This window comes from Saccharopolyspora sp. NPDC050642, assembly GCF_040654735.1.
GTDB classification, from domain to species: Bacteria; Actinomycetota; Actinomycetes; order Mycobacteriales; family Pseudonocardiaceae; genus Saccharopolyspora; species Saccharopolyspora elongata.
In genome coordinates this window covers 15,212-33,461 of sequence record NZ_JBFAIN010000003.1, presented here as the reverse complement: position 1 = coordinate 33,461, position 18,250 = coordinate 15,212, and the positions used below count along the sequence as shown (strand labels likewise).

Here is an 18,250-nt window from a genome sequence, read left to right as displayed (position 1 = left end):
CTACCAAGGACGGCGTGGATGCGACACGGGCATTGCGCGAAATCGCGTTCTGGCTGGAGCGCGAGGGCGCGCCGACCTACCGGGTGCGGGCGTTCCGGCGCGCCGCCGCGGTCGTCGACGACCTCCCGGACCTGGACCGGCGGGTGGCGTCCGGGAGGCTGACCGCCCTGGAGGGCATCGGCAAGACCACCGCCGCCGTCATCGAGGCCGCGCACCGCGGCGAGATCCCGGACTACCTGGCGCGCCTGCGGTCCGAAGTGGACGTTCCGGAGCACGGGCAGCGGCTGCGCGCGGCGCTGCGCGGCGACTGCCACACCCATTCCGACTGGTCCGACGGCGGCAGCCCGATCGCCGAGATGGCCATCACCGCCCGGGAGCTCGGGCACGAGTGGATGGTGCTCACCGACCACTCGCCCCGGCTGACCGTGGCCCGCGGCCTGTCCGCCGACCGGCTGCGCCAGCAGCTGGAGGTGGTCGCCGGGCTGAACGAGCGCCTCGCGCCGTTCCGCATCCTCACCGGCATCGAGGTCGACATCCTGTCGGCCGGCGAGCTGGACCAGGACGAGGACCTGCTCGCCGAGCTGGACGTCGTGGTGGCCAGCGTGCACTCCGACCTGCGGATGGCCGCGCCGGCCATGACGCGGCGGATGTGCGCGGCGGTGGCGAACCCGCACGTGGACGTGCTGGGCCACTGCACCGGGCGGCTGATCGGCGACCGGAAACGGCCGCAGTCCACTTTCGACGCGGTGGCGGTGTTCGAGGCGTGCCGGGACAACGGCGTCGCGGTCGAGATCAACTCCCGGCCGGACCGGCTGGACCCGCCGCGCGAGCTGATCCGGCTCGCCCGCGACATCGGCTGCGCGTTCAGCATCGACTCCGACGCGCACGCCCCGGGCCAGCTGGACTGGCTGGCCTACGGATGCGCGCGGGCCGAGGAATGCGAGGTGCCCGCCGACCGCGTGATCAACGCGCTCCCGGCCGAGGACCTGCTGGCCCGGCGGTGAGCTGGGCGCACTACGGCCCCGACGGATCGCTCCGCCGCTGATCACGCATGGTATTTGAATGTTCAAATACATTCCGGGTATGCTGATCGGGTGACCGAAACCCGATGGCTGACCGACACCCAGCAGTGCGCCTGGCGGAAGTTCGCCGCCCTGATGACCGTTGTCCCGGCCGCGCTGGACAACCAGCTGCAACGGGACGCCGGCCTGACCCACTTCGGCTACTGGGTGCTGGCGATGCTCAGCGAGCACCCGGAACGCGCGCTGCGGATGAGCGAACTCGCGGCCCGGTCCAACGCCTCACCGTCCCGGGTGTCGCACGTGGTCGCCCGCCTGGAGCAGCAGGGCTGGGTGCGGCGGCAGCGCGCGTGCTCCGACGGTCGAGGCAACGTCGCGGAGCTCACCGAAGCCGGCTACGAGAAGCTCGTCGCCTCGGCCCCCGGCCACGTGGAGAAGGTCCGCGACCTGATGTTCGACGGCCTCTCCGACGCCCAGGTGCGCCAGCTCGACGAGCTCTGCGCCGCCATGCTCGCGCACCTGGACCCCGAGGGGAACCTCACCACCGCGCCGCCGCAGCGGGACTGAAGACCCTCACGCCGCCTCGTCGGTGTCGTCCTGCTGCGCGAACTGGGTGCGGTAGAGCTCGGTGTACAGGCCGCCGCGGGCCAGCAGCTCGGCGTGCGTGCCCTCCTCCGCGATGCGCCCGCCGGAGACCACCAGGATCCGGTCCGCTTCCCGGATCGTGGCCAGCCGGTGCGCGATGACCAGCGCCGTTCGCCCGGACAGCGCGGTCTTCAGCGCCTGCTGCACCGCCGCCTCGGATTCCGAGTCCAGGTGCGCGGTCGCTTCGTCCAGCACGACGATCGGCGGCGCCTTCAGCAGCAGCCGCGCGATCGCCAGCCGCTGCTTCTCGCCGCCGGAGAGCCGGTAGCCGCGGTCGCCGACCACCGTGTCCAGCCCGTCCGGCAGCGACGCGACGAGGTGCCCGAGCTGCGCCGTCCGCAGGGCCTCGGTCAGCTCCTCGTCGGTCGCGTCGGGCCGGGCGAAGGTGAGGTTGGCGCGGATCGAGTCGTGGAACAGGTGCGAGTCCTGGGTGACCACGCCGACCGTCGAGTACAGCGAGGCCAGCGTCGCGTCGCGGACGTCCACGCCGCCGATGCGCACCGCCCCGGAATCCGCGTCGTAGAGCCGCCCGGCCAGGTTGGTGATGGTCGTCTTGCCCGCACCGGAGTGGCCGACCAGCGCGATCGTCTGGCCCGGCGCGGCGCGGAACGAGATGTCGTGCAGCACGTCGTGCGCGGGCGCGTTGTCCTGCCTCGCCACCGATTCCAGCGACGCCAGCGAAACCTCGCTGGACGCCGGGTAGCGGAACGACACCGCGTCGAACTCGACGTCGGCCGCCCCGGCGGGCAGCGGCTTCGCGTCCGGCTTCTCCTGGATCATCGGCCGCAGGTCCAGCACCTCGAAGACGCGGTCGAAGCTGACCAGCGCGGTCATCACGTCGACGTGCACGTTGGACAGCGCGGTCAGCGGCCCGTACAGGCGGCTGAGCAGCGTTGCCAGCGCCACCAGGGTGCCCAGCTCGAAGGCCCCGGTGAGCACCAGCCCGCCGCCGAGCCCGTAGACCACCGCGGTGGCCAGCGACGCCAGCAGCGTCAGCGCGACGAAGAACACCCGGCTGTACATCGCCGACACCACGCCCATGTCGCGCACCCGCGCCGCCCGCCGCGAGAACCGCTCGGACTCCTCGTCGGCGCGGCCGTAGAGCTTGGCCAGCATCGCCCCGGCGACGCCGAAGCGCTCGGTCATCAGCGAGCTCATCTCGGCGTCCACCTTCATCTGCTCCCGGGTGACCCGCTGCAGCCGCCGCCCGATCCACCGCACCGGCAGCAGGAACAGCGGCAGCATCGCCAGCGCGATCAGGGTGATCTGCCAGGACAGGGTGAACATGGTGGCCAGCACCAGCACCAGGCTCAGCACGTTGGACACCACCGACGACAGCGTGCTGGTCAGGGCCCGTTGCGCGCCGATGACGTCGTTGTTGAGCCGGCTGACCAGCGCCCCGGTCTGGGCCCGCACGAAGAACGCCACCGGCATCCGCTGCACGTGGTCGAAGACCTCCGAGCGCAGGTCGTAGATCAGCCCCTCGCCGAGCCGCGCGGAGTACCAGCGCTGCAGCAGCGACGTCGCGGCCTCCAGGAGCGCGACGCCGGCGACGGCCACCGCCAACCAGACGATGACGCCCATGTTCTGCGGCACGATCCCGTCGTCGATGATCGCCTTGAACAGCAGCGGGTTGACGATGCCGAGCACCGCGGCGAACGCCACCAGCGCCAGGAAGGGCATGATGTCCCGGGTGTAGGGCCGGGCGTAGCGGAAGATGCGCCGGGCCAGCCCGGGCGAGAGGCGTTGCCGGGTCACGGATTCGTCACTGGCGAAGGAGCGCATCGTCTCCCATGTCACCGTCATGTTCGCAGTCCTCTTCAAGCGGTCCAACGCGGTCGAGCACCATCCTGAAACTTCGAGTTAAGTCGAAGTCAACGCCGTGGGACGAGCGTCGATTCCCGCGCGGGCGCGTCGGTCGGCGCAGTGCTGGACGGCTATCTTGAACAATGCTTCACGTACGTTACTCTGTGCGCTGGCTCGGACACGGTCCGAACTCGGGGGATTGACGGGTAGGCCGCTGCGTCGGACGGGAGCGACCGCGTGTTGATCAGCACTTCGGCCGGGGGTGGGCGTTGACGGTTTCCGGGCAGGAGCCCGCGCGCATCCCGCTGCGCGTGGCGGACCGGTTCTTCCTGGCCGCGCACACCGGGGAACAGCGCCTTTCGCCCAGGATCGACGGCTCGCTGGTGGCGCTCGGCTGCGCCGGCGGGCTGCTGGCCGAGCTGATCCTGGAAGAAGAGGTCTCGGTGACCCCCAGCGTCCGGCCCAGCGGCAAGGGCCGCTGCCCGGACTTCCTGTCCTGGGCGATCCTGCGGGAGATCCGCGAGGAGACCGGCCACGACGTGCGGACGTGGCTGGAGTACCTGAGCCAGACCGCCACCGAGAAGGTGCGCGCCCGGCTGACCATCACCGACGTGCTCCGGGAGGTGCCGGTGTCCGGCGGCTGGCGCGGCGGGTCGGCCGCCGCCTGGAGGCCCGCCGACGACAGCGTGCGCAACCCGGAGGTGGACCTGGAAACGCTGTTCACCGGCGCCGAAACGGCCAGCGGCAGCGGCATGATCACCATCCCGGCGCGGCTCGCCGAGATCACCCTGGCGCTGCTGCTGCGGGAAACCGGCGTGCTGCGCCAGATCCGGCTCGCCAAGCACGTCACCAGGCAGGGCGAGTACCGGATGGAGTCCTGGGAGCCGCGCATCCCGGGCCCGCTGCGGACCCTGGTCAGCGAGGTGGGCGCCGCCCGTGGCCAGTCCGCGATCACCCCGAGGCACTGAGAGCGCAGAGGAGCGAGCGTTGCCACCGTCCAAAGTCTCCGCAGCCCTGGCCCGCGCCCGGCTGGGCGTGACGTCGATCGTGTTCTTCACCGTCGCCGCAGCGGCCCCGGAAACGGTGGTCGGCGGCGGTGCTGTCAGCGGGTTCGCGGTGTCCGGGGTGACCGGGATCCCGCTGGGCTACCTGGCGATCGCGCTGATCCTCGGCCTGTTCGCGATCGGCTACGTCACGATGTCGCAGCACGTGGAGAACGCCGGCGCGTTCTACGCCTACGTGGCCAAGGGGCTCGGCCGGGTGGCCGGCACCGCGGCCGGCGGCCTCGCGCTCGTCTCCTACCTGATGATCCTGGCCAGCCTGCTCGGCGGTTTCGGCGTCGGCGCGGCCGCCTTCGTGCAGCAGATCAGCGGCGTCGAGGTGTCGTGGTGGGTGCTCTCGGCCGCCGGCCTGGCGCTGATCGCGGTGCTCGGCGTGCTGCGCATCGACGTCAACGGGCGGGTGCTGGGCGTGCTGCTGCTCGCCGAGGTGGCGATCATCCTGGTCTACGACGTGGCGTTCGTGTCCGCGCCGTCGGACGCCGGCGTCGTGCTGGACACCCTCAACCCGGCCCAGCTGATGACCAGCGCGGCCGGGGTGATCCTGGTGATCGCCTTCACCGGTTTCATCGGGTTCGAGAACTCCACGGTGCTCGCCGAGGAGGCGAAGAACCCGCGCACGGTGATCTACGCGACCTACATCTCGCTGGTCGTCATCGGTGGCCTCTACTCGTTGTCGACCTGGGCGATGACGGTGGCCACCGGGCCGGACGCCATCGTCTCGCAGGCCGAGACCCATTCCACGGAACTGCTCTTCGTGCTCGCCGGGCAGCGGCTGCCGGGCGTGCTGGTGACCATCGGCTCGGCGTTGTACGTGACGAGCCTGTTCGCCGCGACGCTGTCGTTCCACCACGTCTGCGCCCGGTACTTCTTCGCGCTGGGCCGGGAAGGCGTCGGCCTGCGCTGGTGGGGGACGACCAGCTCCCGCACCTCGGCCCCGGCGGCGGGCTCGCTGACCACCACCGTGATCGTGGCCGTCGTGGTGGCGCTGGTGGCGGTAACCGGGGTGGACCCGATCACCTACCTGTTCTTCTGGGGCGCCTCGGTGGGCGCGCTCGGCGTCCTGACGCTGGTGCTGCTGACGTCGATCGCCGTCGTCGGCTACTTCATCCGTGAACGCGACCACGGGCACGGCCGGTGGCGGACGGCGATCGCGCCGGGGCTGGCCGCCGCGGTGCTCGCGGTGGTGCTGGTCCTGACGGTGACGTCGTTCGGCACCGTGCTCGGCGTGCCCGACGGCGATCCGGCCGCGTGGGCGCTGCCGCTGGGCTTCGTGGTCGTGCTGGCGCTCGGCGCGGGCTGGGGCGCGGCGCTGAAGCGGTTCCGGCCGGAGGCCTACGCGCGGATCGGGATGGGCGCCCGCGCCACCACCGTCCAGGCCGACGCGGAGCCCGCTGATGTCCACTGAGGACGTCCGGGTGCGCACGCTGCTGCGGGCCTTCGCCGACGACGCGTTCGCCCGGTGGCTGCTGCCGGACCCGGAGCACCGGCACCACGTGTACCGCGAGTGGTTCGTCATGGTCCTCGCGCAGGCCGGCGCGGCCGGGCGGGTGATCAGCGGCGCGGACGGCCTCGCGGTGCAGGTCTGGCTCGCGGCGCGCACCGGGCCGCCGAGCATGCTCGACGATGCGGGCTCCCAGCGCCTGCTCGACCTGGCCGGGGACCGGGCGCACCGGTTCCGGGAGTTCGGCGCCCTGAGCGCGGAACGGCACCCGTGCGACCCCCACGAGTACCTGGCCCTGATCGGCGTCGACCCGGCGGTGCAGGGCACCGGCGTCGGAAGCCGGGAGCTCCGCGGCGCCCTCCGCCGGTGGGACGCCGAGGGGATGCCGTCGTACCTGGAGGCCAGCAGCGCCCGGAGCCGGAACCTCTACCTGCGCCTGGGCTTCCAGGACCACGGCGACCCGATCGTCCTCCCCGGCGGCCCCAGCCTCTACCCGATGTGGCGCCCCGCGAGCTGACGCTCCTGATCAGGGCTGGTGGACGATCTCGCCCGCCTGGACGACCATGCGCAGCGGCTTGGTCAGGGCCGTGATGTCGGCCAGCGGATCGGTGTCCAGGACGATCAGGTCGGCGTGGGCGCCGGGGGAGAGGGTGCCGATCCGGCCCGGCATCCGCACCAGGTCGGCGGCCACCGCCGTCGCGGAGCGGATGATGTCCAGCGGCCGCTGCACCTCGGCGCGGATGCGGAACTCCTCGCTCTGGTAGGGCTGCATGCCGCCGAGCAGGTCGGTGCCGAAGACGACGTTCACGCCGCCGCGCACCGCGCGATCCAGCGCGCCGAGCCCGCCTTCGAGCACCTGCGCGACCTTCTCCCAGCTACCCTTCGGCAGGCCGTGGTCCATGCCTTCCCGCTGCAGCGCCCAGTACGTCACCAGCGTCGGAACCAGGAAGGCGCCGTTGTCGACGAGCAGCCGGACTCCCTCGTCGTCCAGCAGGTTCCCGTGCTCGACGCACCGCACCCCGGCCTCCAGCGCGCGGTTGATCGCCGCCGGCGGGTAGGCGTGCACGGTCACGTAGCGGCCGGCCGCGTTCGCCTCGTCGACGATCGCGCGCAGCTCGTCCATGGAGTACTGCGTCGAGTCGATGTGGTCGGCGGGGGAGGCGACCCCGCCGGAGGCCATCACCTTGATGTGGTGCGCGCCGCGGCGGAGCTCGTCCCGCGCGGCCAGCCGCACCCCGTCGACGCCGTCGGCGATGCGGCTGGAACCGCCGCAGAACGGGTGGTCGTCGTAGACGCGGACCCCGGCGGTGCGCTTGTCGCCGTGCCCGCCGGTCTGGCTCAGCGCCTTCCCGCCGAAGATCAGCCGCGGCCCGCGGATCAACCCGTCGGCCTGCGCGGCGGCGAACCCGTAGTCCGCGCCGCCGACGTCGCGGACGGTGGTGAACCCGCGGTCCAGCATCGCGCCCATGTTGCGCACCGCCCCGGCCGCGATGTAGCTCGGCGACCAGCCGCGCAACGCCGTGGTGTCGGCGGTGATGCCCGCGACGTGCACGTGGGCGTCGATCAGCCCGGGCAGCACGTACCCGCCGCGCAGGTCGATCTCGGTCGCACCGGCCGGGCCGGTGGCGCGGCCACCGGACTCGGCGATCAGCCCGTCGGCGCAGACCAGGTCGGCTTCCCGGTAGTCACCGGTTTCGACGTCCAGCAGCCGGGCGTTGCGCAGTACCAGGGAGGTCACGAGCGTCCTTTCGGTAGATGTCAGCGGACGGGGGCGCCGGGGCCGAGCGGGATTCCCAGCGCCCACCAGGCGAAGAACAGCAGGGTCCAGACCACGAGCATCGAGAAAGCCAGCGGGATGGTCATCGACGCGAGGGTGCCGATGCCCGCGTTCCGCCGGTAGCGCTGGATGAATCCGAGCGCCATCACGAAGTACGGGCTCATCGGGGTGATCACGTTCGTGCAGGAGTCGGCGATGCGGTACAGCGCCTGGGTCGTCTCCGGCGGGATGTCCAGCAGCATCAGCATCGGCACGAACACCGGCGCGACCAGCGCCCACTGCGCCGAACCGCTGGTGACCACCAGGTTGATCAGGCTGACCAGCACCAGGATGCCGAGGAAGATCAGCAGGCTGTGCGCGCCGAGGGACTTCAGCAGCGCCGCGCCGTGGATCGCGGTGACCTCGCCGATCTTGGTCCACTTGAAGTAGGCCAGGAACTGCGAGACGGCGAAGAACAGCATCAGGATCGGCGCGATGTCGCGCAGGCCCTGCGTCATCAGGTCCGGCACGTCCCGGCTGCGGCGGATCTCGCCGACCGCGATGCCGTAGGCCGTGCCGGTGATCATGAACAGCAGCGACAGCACGATCGCGATGCCCGACAGCAGCGGGGAATCCAGCAGCGAACCGTCCGCTCCGCGCAGCGGCGAGCCGGTCGGGAGCGTCGCGACCACCAGCGCCGCGACGTAGACCAGCGCGGCGATGCCCGCGTTGCGCAGGCCGCGGCGCTGCTGCGGGGTGAGTTCGAGGGCCGTGGCGTCGTGCTCGACATCGGCGTCGTCCTCGCCGGTTTCCACCCGCCTGGCCAGGAATCCCTCGACCACCAGGGTGATCACGGCGGACAGCAGCACCGAGGAGACCGCAGAGAAGAAGTAGTTCGCCACCGGGCTGACGACGTACGCCGGGTCCAGCGTCCCGGCGGCCGCGGTGGTCAGCCCGGACAGGATGACGTCGGTCGGCGTGATCAGCGGGCTGGCGTCGGTGCCCGCCGAGATGGCCACCAGCGCGACCACGATGCCCAGCACGGGGCTGCGCCCGACCGCGCGGAAGACGATGGCGCCCAACGGGATCAGCACGATGTAGGCGGCGTCCGAGGCGACGTGCGCGATCATGCCGGTGAACGCCAGCGCGAAGGTCACCCAGCGCCGGGGCACCCGGATCACCGCGGCCCGCAGCATCGTGGTCAGCAGGCCCGCCTTGTCGGCGACCGCGACGCCGATCATGGTGACCAGCGCGGTGCCCAGCGGCGGGAACGTCACGAAGTTCTCCACCACGCCGGAGACCGCGGTGCGGACGCCGTCGATGGAGATCAGGCTGCGGACCGCGACGGTCTTGCCGTCGGCGGGGGAGATCGCGGTGACGCCGAGCGCGTGCAGCCCCCAGCTCAGCGCCGCCAGCACCGCGCTGAGGATGCCGAACAGCCAGAACGGGTGCGGCAGCACGTTTCCGGCGCGCTCGATCCCCGCGAGGAAGCGAACCAGCACGCCGGTGGACCGGCTGGGTGTTCGGGCGGTGCCACGCACGCTGCGACCTCCTGGGGCGAGGGCCGGAGCGCGATCGGCCGCCGGCGAGGATGGCCGGAACGCTACGTGTTGATGGAACAATCAGTCAATGGTCGGCTAATAATCGATGTATTCATTCGTCATGGTCGCCCGAGTGGGGATGATTCGTCCGACGGGAGGTCGTCGTGCCGCGACCGCCGCACGTCCCGGAAGCGGGAGCACCGCGCCGTACGATCACCGGTATGGCCGAGCCCCTGGACGCCGCCGACCTCGACCTGGTCGCGGCACTGCAACGCGCACCGCGCGCCGGTGTGCGGCTGCTGGCCGACGTCCTGGACATGGCGGCCAGCACCGTCAGCCGGCGGCTGACCCGGCTGGTCGAGGCGCGGCTGCTGAAGGTGATCAGCCAGCTGAACTGGTCGGTGCAGCCCGCGCACCCGCAACACCTGTGGATCTCCGCGCAGCCCGGCGCGGCCGGGCAGGTGGCCCGCGAGGTCGCGGCGCTGCCGGAAACGCAGTTCGCGGCGATCACCTCGGGGCGGTCCGACGTCTACTGCATCCTGCAACCGGCCGACCGCGCCGCCAACGCGGACCTGATCACCGAGCGCGTCGGCGGCATCCCCGGCGTCGCCGCCAGTCACACCGAGATCGCGCTGCGCTCCTACGCCTCGGCGGCGACCTGGCAGCTGGACCGGCTCACGCCCGAGCAGGAAACCCGGCTGCGCGCGGAGAACCCGGCCGTCCGGCAGGACGTCCGGGCGGAGCTCGGCGAGGACGAGCGGCGCGTGGCGCGGGCGCTGCAGGAGGACGGCCGGGCCAGCGCGGCCGACATCGCGCGCGGCCTCGACCTGAGCCAGTCCACCGCCTACCGCATCGCCCAGTCCCTGCTGGAGCGCGGCATCGTGATCCCGCGCGTCGAGATCGAGCCGGCGGTGCTCGGCTACCCGCTGGAGGCGGTGATCTCGCTGACCACCGAGCTGCGCTCGATCACCGGCATCGCCGCCGAACTGGGCCGCCATCCCACGGCGCGCTTCGTGTCCACAGTGGCCGGAACGGCCTCGATGATCTACCACGGGGCGTTCCGCGACGAGGACGACCTCGCGGGCCTGCTCACCGGCGACCTGGCCGCGCTGGAGGGCATCAAGTCCGTCGAGGTGGCCGTCGTCCTCCGAGTGCTGACCCGCTACTGGCTGCCCCGCGAGGGGGTCCGGCTGGCGTAGTCGGCGATTTCGGCGGAAACCGGAGTGCCGATTCCCGCGGAAACCGCCGCGCCTCAGGTCTCCGCGCCGACGTAGTCGAATTCCCAGGTGCCGTCCGGTCGCCTCCTGCCGCGCTCGTAGATCAGCAGCGGCGGCACGGCCTGGGAATTGCGGGCCCGCGCGGGGAACGTGATGCGCGGTACCGGTTTGCCCGACACGTCCGCGGAAACGGCGACCTCATGGCCGTCCTCCGGCCCACCGCGCAGCCGGACCCGGATCTCTGCCACGCGAAGCTCCCTTCTTCGGACCAGCAATGCCGTGATCGGCGACGACACCGCTTCGACCAGGATGCCCGGAACAAGGTTCCTGCTGTCACTGGATCGTGTGGCCGGAGGGCAGCCGTCAGATCATCTCGGTGATGTTGGGCTCGACGTCGAGGAGCGCGCGGCCGAACAGCTCCGCGTTGCTGGCCGGGTGGGCGAGCGCATGCCGGGCGGCGGTCTGGACGTCGCGCAGGATCGGGTGCAGCGGGTCCGATTCGGACAGCGCCGACGCGCCGTAGGCGGAGACGAGCCCGTCGACGGCTTCGCGGCACTGCTGGATCGCGTGGCTGGAATGCTGCCGCAGCCGGGCGCGCTCCAGATAGCCCGGGTGGGTCCCGGACAGCGCGTGGCCGTCGACCACCGCCGCCGACCGGTCCGCGATCAGCCGGGCGACGTCGATCTTCGTCGACGCCTCCGCCACGGCCAGCTGGAACGCGGTCGAATCGCGCTGCCGCTGGTAGCTGGTGAACGCGATGCCCTTGCGGCCGGCCTGCGACAGCACGTGCTGCAGCGCCTCCTCGGCCATGCCGAGCAGCGGGGCGATCAGGAACGTCGCCAGCGTCGGGACCACGGCGGTGCGGTAGCGAGGGGAATCGTTGCGGCGGCGCGTGAACACGCCCCGCGTCGCCGGACCCCGGCGCAGCAGCCGGTGGTCGGGGACGAACACGTTCTCGCCGATCAGCAGGTTGCTGCCGGTGCCGCGCATGCCGAGGGTGAACCAGGTGTCCTTGACGCGCAGCTCGCTCATCGGGACCAGCCCGAACGCGGCGTCCGCCGGCTCCTCGCCGTGCGCCGGCAAGGACATGCCGAGCATGGCCCAGCCGGAGTGCAGGCAGCCGGAGGCCGGCGCCCAGCTGCCGCTGACCTGCCAGCCCCCGTCGACGCGCTCGGCGGACGCCTTCGGCGTGAGCACCTGGCACACCTTGGTGTCCGGGTCGGCGCCGAACACCTCTTCCTGGGCCTGGTCGGGGAAGAGGCCGGTCAGCCAGTCGCCGCAGCCGAGGATCAGCACCAGCCAGCCCGCGGCGGCATCGCCCCGGGTGACCTCGGCGGTGGCGTCCATGATGGTGCGCAGGTCGGTCTCCAGGCCGCCGAACCGGCGCGGCACCCACGCGCGGAACAGGCCCGCCTCGTCGAGCGCGGCGATCGACTCGTCGGCGAGCCGCCGTTCCTGCTCGCCTTCGGCCCGATGCTGTTCCAGCAGCGGCCGAAGCGCCGCCGCCCGCTCGACGAGATCCGCCCGCGCACCGGTCCCCATGGTCGACCTCCAAATCACACTGATCGACGATCAGTGTGCACCGGCCGTCACCCGGTCGTGCGGCCGGTCCGGGAGGCGATCTCAGCCCGGGGTGACCAGGACGTGGAGGGTCCGGGGGCCGTGCACGCCCTCGACCCGGTTGAGCTCGATGTCGCTGGTGGCGGACGGGCCGCTGATGAACGTCATCGGCCGGGTCGGGTCCAGCCGCCGCAGCGCGGCCGGGACGTCGTCTGCGACCTGCGATTCCCCGACGACGCAGATGTGCACGTCCGGCACCAGCGTTGCCGCCCGGCGCCCCTGGCCGGGGCCGTGATCGAGCACGATGGTGCCCGTCTCGGCGATACCTACCACGGCTGTGGTGATCACGGCGTCGATGCGCTCCAGTCCCGCCGTGTCGATGTCCGATCCGTCGTCCACTTGCCCGAACTCCGAGCTCAGCGCGTCATACCACTGTTGTGGTACCCCAGTTGGGGCGAGCACCCGGCGGGCACCTGCGGCGCGCGCGGCGGCCACGATCGCGGCGGGCAGCCCGCCCGGCTCGACCCGCTCCACCGTCGCCCGGTAGTCCGCGACCCGCTCGCAGAACAGGCCCACCAGGTCCGCCGCCGGGCGTTCGGTGCGGTAGTCGCGCGGAATGCTCGACACCGGAACCCGCTCGGTCTGCACCAGCGCCGAGCGCACCCGGCCCAGGATCGCCTCGCGCGCCGAATTCCCCGCACTCATCGCGATTCGCCTCCTCGGTTGCGCTCCCACCAGGAGCGGAAGGATTCCTCGGCCGGGGCCGGCGCGTCCCGCGCATCGGTCCAGAGGGACAGCGGCGGGGGCAACCGGCCGATGGTGCCCTTGCGGCCGATGACCCGGCGGCTCAGCGCCGCCACCTTCTCGGCCGCGGCCAGCCGCTTCGAGTCGCCGAACACCCAGGACGCCAGGCCCATCAGGGCGTCCATCGGCTTGGACCGCCAGCCGTGCTCCTCGACGACCCGGGTGCGCAGGTGCACCAGCAGGTCGGGGATGTTGATCGCGACCGGGCAGACGTCGTAGCAGGCGCCGCACAACGAGGACGCGTACGGCAGCGACTTGTCCACTTCGGACGCCGTCCCGCGCAGCTGCGGCGTCAGCACCGCGCCGATCGGGCCCGGGTACACCGAGCCGTAGGCGTGGCCGCCGGTGCGCTCGTACACCGGGCACACGTTCAGGCAGGCCGAGCAGCGGATGCAGCGCAGCGCCTGGCGGCCGACCTCGTCGGCGAGCGCGTTGGTGCGGCCGTTGTCCAGCAGCACCACGTGGAACGACTGCGGCCCGTCCCCGGCGGTGACGCCGGTCCAGGTCGAGGTGTAGGGGTTCATCCGCTCGCCGGTGCTGGAGCGCGGCAGCAGCTGCAGGAACACCTCCAGGTCCTGCCAGCGCGGCACCAGCTTCTCGATGCCGACCACGCTGATCAGCGTCTCCGGCAGGGTCAGGCACATCCGGCCGTTGCCCTCGGACTCCACGACCACCAGCGTGCCCGTCTCGGCCACCGCGAAGTTCGCGCCGGAGACGGCGACCTTGGCGCGCAGGAACTTCTCCCGCAGGTGCCGCCGGGCGGCCTCGGCCAGCCGGGCGGGCTCGTCGGTGAGGTCCGCGGGCGCGGGCGCGCCGACCTTGCCCATCTCGCGCTGGAAGATCTCGCGGATCTCGGCGCGGTTGCGGTGGATCGCGGGCACCAGGATGTGGCTCGGGGTGTCGTGTCCGAGTTGGACGATCAACTCGGCGAGGTCGGTTTCCCAGGCGTCGATCCCGGCGGCTTCGAGGGCTTCGTTGAGCTCGATCTCCTGGGTGGCCATCGACTTGACCTTGACCACCTCCCGCTCACCGGTGGCCCGCACCAGGTCCACGACGATCCGGTTGGCCTCGGCGGCGTCGCGCGCCCAGTGCACGGTGCCGCCCGCCGCGGTCACCGCCGCCTCGAACTGCTCCAGGTAGTTGTCCAGGTTGGACAGCGTGTGCGCCTTGATGGCCGCGCCGGCCTCGCGCAGCTGCGCCCAGTCGTCGAGCTCGGCGACGACGCCGGCGCGCTTGTCCCGGATCGTCGAGGTCGCGTTCGCCAGGTTGTGCCGCAACTGCGAGTTGGCCAGCTCCCGCTTCGCGGCCTGCGGGAACGCTGGCATGCCCAGGTAGGTGCCGGTCACCGGTCGATCCCTTCCGTCGAGGCCAGAATCTCGGCCAGGTGCATCACCCGGATCCCGGAGCGCTGCCGGGACAGCAGCCCGCCGATGTGCATCAGGCACGAGGCGTCCCCGGCGCAGAGCACCTCCGCATCGGTTTCGCGGACGTGGCGCGCCTTGTCGGCGCCCATCGCCACCGACACGTCCGGGTTCTTCAGCGCGAAGGTGCCGCCGAACCCGCAGCACTGCTCGGCGGCGGGGAGTTCGGCGAGCTCCAGCGACCGCACCGCGCGCAGCAGCCGCAGCGGCTTGTCGCCGACCCGCAGCAGCCGGGCGGAGTGGCAGGTGGGGTGGTACGTCACCCGGTGCGGGAAGTACGCGCCGACGTCGGTCACGCCGAGCACGTCGACGAGGAATTCCGACAGCTCGTGGACCTGCGGAGCGATGCGTGCCACGGCGCGGCTGAGCCGCTTGTCGCCCTCGGCGACCATCGCGTGCTGGTGGCGCACGGACGCCACGCACGACCCGGACGGGGCGACCACGGCGTCGTAGTCGGCGAAGGCGTCCACGAAGGTCCGCACCGAGGAGACCGCCTGCTTGCGGTAGCCGGTGTTGGTGTGCATCTGCCCGCAGCAGGTCTGCGCGGCCGGGAACTCGACCTCGCAGCCGAGCCGCTCCAGGACCTCCACCGTGGCTTTGGGCGCCGCCGGGAACATCGCGTCCCCGAGGCAGGTAGCGAACAACGCCACCCTCATACCAGCATCACTCCACTCGATTCGCGTCCGTTCACCGTGGAAGCATCCACGACAGGACGTTGGACTGCAGGAAGACGAGGACGCACAACGCGAGCAGCAGCCCGACGCTCCACTTGAGAACGTTGCGCAGGATCGTCGCCTCGGAACCCGCCATGCCGACCGCGGTCGCGACGATCGCGAGGTTCTGCGGGCTGATCATCTTGCCCATCACGCCGCCGGAGGTGTTGGCCGCGACCAGCAGCGCGGGGTCGACCCCGACGCGTTGCGCCGCCACCTGCTGCAGGCTCGCGAACAGCGCGTTCGCGCTGGTGTCCGAGCCGGTCACCGCGACCCCGAGCCACCCGAGCACGGGCGAGAGGAAGACGAACGCGGTGCCGACCCCGGCGATGGCGGTGCCGATCGTGGTGGTCTGCCCGGACTGGTTCATCACGTAGGCCAGCGCGAGAACGCTGATGATGGTCAGCCCCGACCAACGCATCGACACCACGGTGCGGCCGAGTTCGGCCAGCGCGGCCGGCAGCGAGATCCGGTAGGCCAGTGCGACGCCGAAACCGCAGAGCAGCAGCAGACTTCCCGGCGAGGACAACCAGCTCAGCGTGAACACCGTGGTGCTCGACGGCGCGCCGGAGGCGGACAGCAGCGCGCCGTGCAGGCCGGGCCACGGGATCTTGACGTCGGACGCGGCCAGCGCGGCACCCGCCGGCTTCCACAGCTTGACGACCGAGAACACCGCGACCACCAGCAGGTACGGGAACAGCGCGAGGAAGATGCGCCCGCTGCTCAACCGCTGCGTGGCCGGCTCGGCGCTCTCCGCGCTGCCGGTGATGCGGGCGCGGGCCTCGGCGCTGCCGCCCGGCTGCCAGAACCGCAGCAGCACCACCAGCGCGACGGCCCCGACGAGCGAGGACACGATGTCGGTCAGCGGCACCGAGATGTAGTTGGCGCAGACGAACTGCGCCGCGGCGAACGCCGCTCCGGTCACCAGCGCCGCGGGCCACGTCTGCCGCACGCCGCGCCGCCCGTCGACGACGAGCACGAGCAGGAAGGGCACGAACAGCGCCAGCAGCGGCGTCTGCCGGCCGACCACGGCGCCGATGTGCTCGAACGGGATCCCGGTGAGCTCGCCGGCGGTGATGATCGGCGTGCTCAGCGCGCCGAACGCGACCGGCGCGGTGTTGGCCAGCAGCACGGTGACCGCGGTGCGCAGCGGCGGGAAGCCGACCGCCACGAGCATCATGCCGGTGATCGCGACCGGCGCGCCGAAGCCCGCCAGGGCTTCGAGCAGGCCGCCGAAGCAGAAGGCGATCACCACGGCCTGGATCCGCGGGTCCGGCGACAGCAGGGCGAAGCAGGCGCGAAGGTCCTCGAAGCGGCCGCTGCGCACGGTCAGCTGGTAGAGCCAGATCGCCGTGATGACGATCCACAGGATCGGCAGCACGCCGAAGGCGGCGCCCTGTCCGGCGGAGAGCAGCGCCAGGTCGGCTGGCATGCCGTAGCCGAGCACGGCGACCAGCAGCGCGGCCGCGAGCCCGGCGAGCCCGGCCAGGTGCGCCTTCACGCGCAGGACGCCGAGCAGCACGAACACGGTGAGCAGGGGTATCGCCGCGGCGAGGGCGGACAGGCCGAGGCTGCCCGCGATCGGGGCGGTGACGGGTTGGTACACGAAGCGACACCTCTCTGTGCCGTTGACCATTCTATGGTCGGACCAAAGGCTGGCGGTACCATAGGTAACGCTGGTGGCGTTTGTAAAGGGGAACGGATGGCCGAGGCCGACGAGCAGGGCGGGAACTGGCGCCCGGTGGCTCGCACGCGCACCTACGAGCTGGTCATCGACCGGATCGAGGAGCAGATCGTCAGCGCCCAGCTGCACGTCGGCGACCGCCTGCCGCCCGAGCGGGACCTGGCGCAGATGCTCGGCGTGAGCCGGGCGGCGGTGCGCGAGGCGTTCCGCGCGCTGGAAGCCCAGGGCGTGCTGCGCATGGCGGTCGGCACCGGCCCGGACTCCGGCACCACGGTCGCCGCGCTGCCGAGCCAGGCCCTGACCCGGCTGCTGAGGCTGCACGTCGCGCTGGCGAACTTCCCGGTGGCCGACGTCGTGCAGGCGCGGATCATGCTCGAACGCGAGAGCGCGCGCAACGCCGCGCAGCGCGCCACCGCACCGGAGCTCAAGGAACTGCGCGAACTGCTGGACGAGATGGACGACCCCGACTGCGACCGCGAGCGGTTCAACGACCTGGACACGGAGTTCCACGTCGGGATCGCCGAGGCCGGCGGCAACCGGCTGGTCGCGGACATGACGATCGCGATCCGCGAGTCGATGCGCCGCCCGCTGCTGGCGGCCTTCGACGAACTCGGCGACAAGTGGTACCCGATCGCCGACGGGCTGCGCCACGACCACCGGCTGATCCACCAGGCGCTGGAGGCGCGCGACGCCGCCGCGGCCGAAGACCACGTGGAACGCCACATCCGCGGCTTCTACCGCGACGGCTGGGCCCAGGACCTGAGCTGAAGCCGGAACCTCAGCGCGAAACCGCGCGGGACTGCGGGGCGACCGCGAGGTCGGCGCTGATCCGGGCCGCCGTCGCCTGCAGCGGCGGCAGGAGGTTCTCGCGGGCTTCTTCCGGGCTGGTGCGGGAGGCGTGCGAGGAGATGTTCACCGCCGCCACCACCTTGTTCGCCCGGTCCCGGATCGGCGCCGCGATCGAGCGCAGGCCCGCTTCGAGCTCCTGGTCCACCAGCGCCCAGCCCTGCTCGCGGATGCGGGCCAGTTCCTCCTCGAACGCCGCCGGGGTCGTGATCGTGTGCGGGCCCAGCGGCTCCAGGTCCACTTCGGACAGGTAGGCGTCCAGGTCGGCGGGCCCGAGGTCGGCGAGCAGCACCCGGCCCATCGAGGTCGCGTAGGCGGGGAACCGGGTGCCGATGTTGATCGACACCGTCATGATCCGCGAGGTGGGGACGCGGGCGACGTAGACGATGTCCGGGCCGTCCAGCACCGACACCGACGCCGACTCGTGCACCTCGGCCACCAGTCGCTCCAGGTGCGGCTGGGCGATCTCCGGTAGCGACACGCTGGACAGGTAGGCGAAGCCCAGCTCCAGCACGCGCGGGGTGAGCGCGAAGACCCGGCCGTCGGTCCACACGTAACCGAGGTGCACCAGGGTGTGCAGGAACCGGCGGGCCGCCGCGCGCGAGAGGTCGGTCGCGCGGGCGACCTCCGACAGCGTCATCTCCGGGTTGGACTCGTTGAACGCGCGGATCACCAGGAGCCCGCGCGCCAGCGACTGGACGTAACCGCCGCTCGTGTCGGACACGGGTTCCATGGC

General features: G+C 71.9%; 17 protein-coding genes. 7 read left to right on the top strand and 10 right to left on the bottom strand.

Features of this window, described 5'->3' with window-relative positions; genetic code table 11:
- The first annotated feature begins 14 nt into the window (after positions 1-14).
- Together AB0H93_RS06905 and AB0H93_RS06900 are read left to right on the top strand one after the other, a co-directional pair.
- Complete coding sequence (locus AB0H93_RS06905; protein ID WP_358568618.1) at positions 15-1,004, top strand: PHP domain-containing protein; 990 nt, start codon at positions 15-17, stop codon at positions 1,002-1,004.
- A 90-nt stretch (positions 1,005-1,094) separates the two neighbouring features.
- Entirely contained in the window at positions 1,095-1,586 is a 492-nt protein-coding gene (locus tag AB0H93_RS06900; RefSeq protein ID WP_358568615.1) for a MarR family transcriptional regulator, read from the top strand.
- Between the two features lie 6 nt (positions 1,587-1,592).
- Here the strand turns inward: AB0H93_RS06900 and AB0H93_RS06895 are convergent, their stop codons facing one another.
- Positions 1,593-3,470, bottom strand: a complete 1,878-nt coding sequence (locus AB0H93_RS06895; protein WP_358568611.1) for an ABC transporter ATP-binding protein — start codon at positions 3,468-3,470, stop codon at positions 1,593-1,595.
- Positions 3,471-3,739: 269 nt separating this feature from the next.
- Here AB0H93_RS06895 and AB0H93_RS06890 point away from each other — a divergent pair, with 269 nt between their 5' ends.
- Genes AB0H93_RS06890 through AB0H93_RS06880 form a run of 3 tightly spaced genes read left to right on the top strand, consistent with a single transcriptional unit; the run spans position 3,740 to position 6,489 of the window.
- Positions 3,740-4,438 carry a GPP34 family phosphoprotein gene (locus tag AB0H93_RS06890; RefSeq protein WP_358568608.1) on the top strand — a complete coding sequence of 233 codons (699 nt, stop codon included), beginning with the start codon at positions 3,740-3,742 and terminating at the stop codon, positions 4,436-4,438.
- 19 nt (positions 4,439-4,457) lie between these two features.
- Positions 4,458-5,936: an APC family permease gene (locus tag AB0H93_RS06885; protein WP_358568605.1), complete on the top strand. Its 1,479-nt coding sequence runs from the start codon at positions 4,458-4,460 to the stop codon at positions 5,934-5,936.
- Positions 5,926-6,489, top strand: coding sequence for a GNAT family N-acetyltransferase (locus AB0H93_RS06880; protein WP_358568602.1), 564 nt, complete (start codon positions 5,926-5,928; stop codon positions 6,487-6,489). The genes AB0H93_RS06885 and AB0H93_RS06880 overlap by 11 nt, the downstream gene beginning before the upstream one ends.
- 9 nt (positions 6,490-6,498) lie before the next feature.
- Here the strand turns inward: AB0H93_RS06880 and AB0H93_RS06875 are convergent, their stop codons facing one another.
- Both AB0H93_RS06875 and AB0H93_RS06870 read right to left on the bottom strand, forming a co-directional pair.
- Complete coding sequence (locus AB0H93_RS06875; RefSeq protein ID WP_358568599.1) at positions 6,499-7,710, bottom strand: amidohydrolase family protein; 1,212 nt, start codon at positions 7,708-7,710, stop codon at positions 6,499-6,501.
- Positions 7,711-7,730: 20 nt separating this feature from the next.
- Positions 7,731-9,269, bottom strand: a complete 1,539-nt coding sequence (locus tag AB0H93_RS06870; RefSeq protein ID WP_358568596.1) for an AbgT family transporter — start codon at positions 9,267-9,269, stop codon at positions 7,731-7,733.
- A gap of 221 nt (positions 9,270-9,490) precedes the next feature.
- On the opposite strand from AB0H93_RS06870, the gene AB0H93_RS06865 reads away from it, so the two are divergent.
- Positions 9,491-10,468, top strand: a complete 978-nt coding sequence (locus AB0H93_RS06865) for an Lrp/AsnC family transcriptional regulator (RefSeq protein WP_358568593.1) — start codon at positions 9,491-9,493, stop codon at positions 10,466-10,468.
- 53 nt (positions 10,469-10,521) lie between these two features.
- Here AB0H93_RS06865 and AB0H93_RS06860 read toward each other — a convergent pair whose 3' ends face one another.
- The 6 genes from AB0H93_RS06860 to AB0H93_RS06835 all read right to left on the bottom strand — a co-directional run bounded on the left by AB0H93_RS06860 (position 10,522) and on the right by AB0H93_RS06835 (position 16,590).
- Positions 10,522-10,734, bottom strand: coding sequence for a hypothetical protein (locus AB0H93_RS06860; RefSeq protein WP_132484184.1), 213 nt, complete (start codon positions 10,732-10,734; stop codon positions 10,522-10,524).
- 115 nt (positions 10,735-10,849) lie between these two features.
- Positions 10,850-12,028 (bottom strand): acyl-CoA dehydrogenase, encoded by a 1,179-nt coding sequence (locus AB0H93_RS06855; RefSeq protein WP_358568589.1) that lies wholly within the window; start codon positions 12,026-12,028, stop codon positions 10,850-10,852.
- Positions 12,029-12,109: 81 nt separating this feature from the next.
- Positions 12,110-12,751, bottom strand: a complete 642-nt coding sequence (locus AB0H93_RS06850; RefSeq protein WP_358568586.1) for an LUD domain-containing protein — start codon at positions 12,749-12,751, stop codon at positions 12,110-12,112.
- A complete protein-coding gene (locus AB0H93_RS06845) occupies positions 12,748-14,175 on the bottom strand; it encodes a LutB/LldF family L-lactate oxidation iron-sulfur protein (RefSeq protein ID WP_358569497.1) in 1,428 nt (475 codons plus the stop codon). Before AB0H93_RS06845 ends, AB0H93_RS06850 begins: the two co-directional genes overlap by 4 nt.
- 17 nt (positions 14,176-14,192) lie before the next feature.
- Positions 14,193-14,927, bottom strand: coding sequence for a (Fe-S)-binding protein (locus tag AB0H93_RS06840; RefSeq protein WP_358568583.1), 735 nt, complete (start codon positions 14,925-14,927; stop codon positions 14,193-14,195).
- Positions 14,928-14,958: 31 nt separating this feature from the next.
- Positions 14,959-16,590 (bottom strand): L-lactate permease, encoded by a 1,632-nt coding sequence (locus AB0H93_RS06835; protein ID WP_358568580.1) that lies wholly within the window; start codon positions 16,588-16,590, stop codon positions 14,959-14,961.
- 96 nt (positions 16,591-16,686) lie between these two features.
- On the opposite strand from AB0H93_RS06835, the gene AB0H93_RS06830 reads away from it, so the two are divergent.
- A complete protein-coding gene (locus AB0H93_RS06830; RefSeq protein ID WP_358568577.1) occupies positions 16,687-17,436 on the top strand; it encodes an FCD domain-containing protein in 750 nt (249 codons plus the stop codon).
- 10 nt (positions 17,437-17,446) lie between these two features.
- Here AB0H93_RS06830 and AB0H93_RS06825 read toward each other — a convergent pair whose 3' ends face one another.
- Positions 17,447-18,247 carry an IclR family transcriptional regulator gene (locus tag AB0H93_RS06825; RefSeq protein ID WP_358568574.1) on the bottom strand — a complete coding sequence of 267 codons (801 nt, stop codon included), beginning with the start codon at positions 18,245-18,247 and terminating at the stop codon, positions 17,447-17,449.
- Positions 18,248-18,250 lie beyond the last annotated feature (3 nt).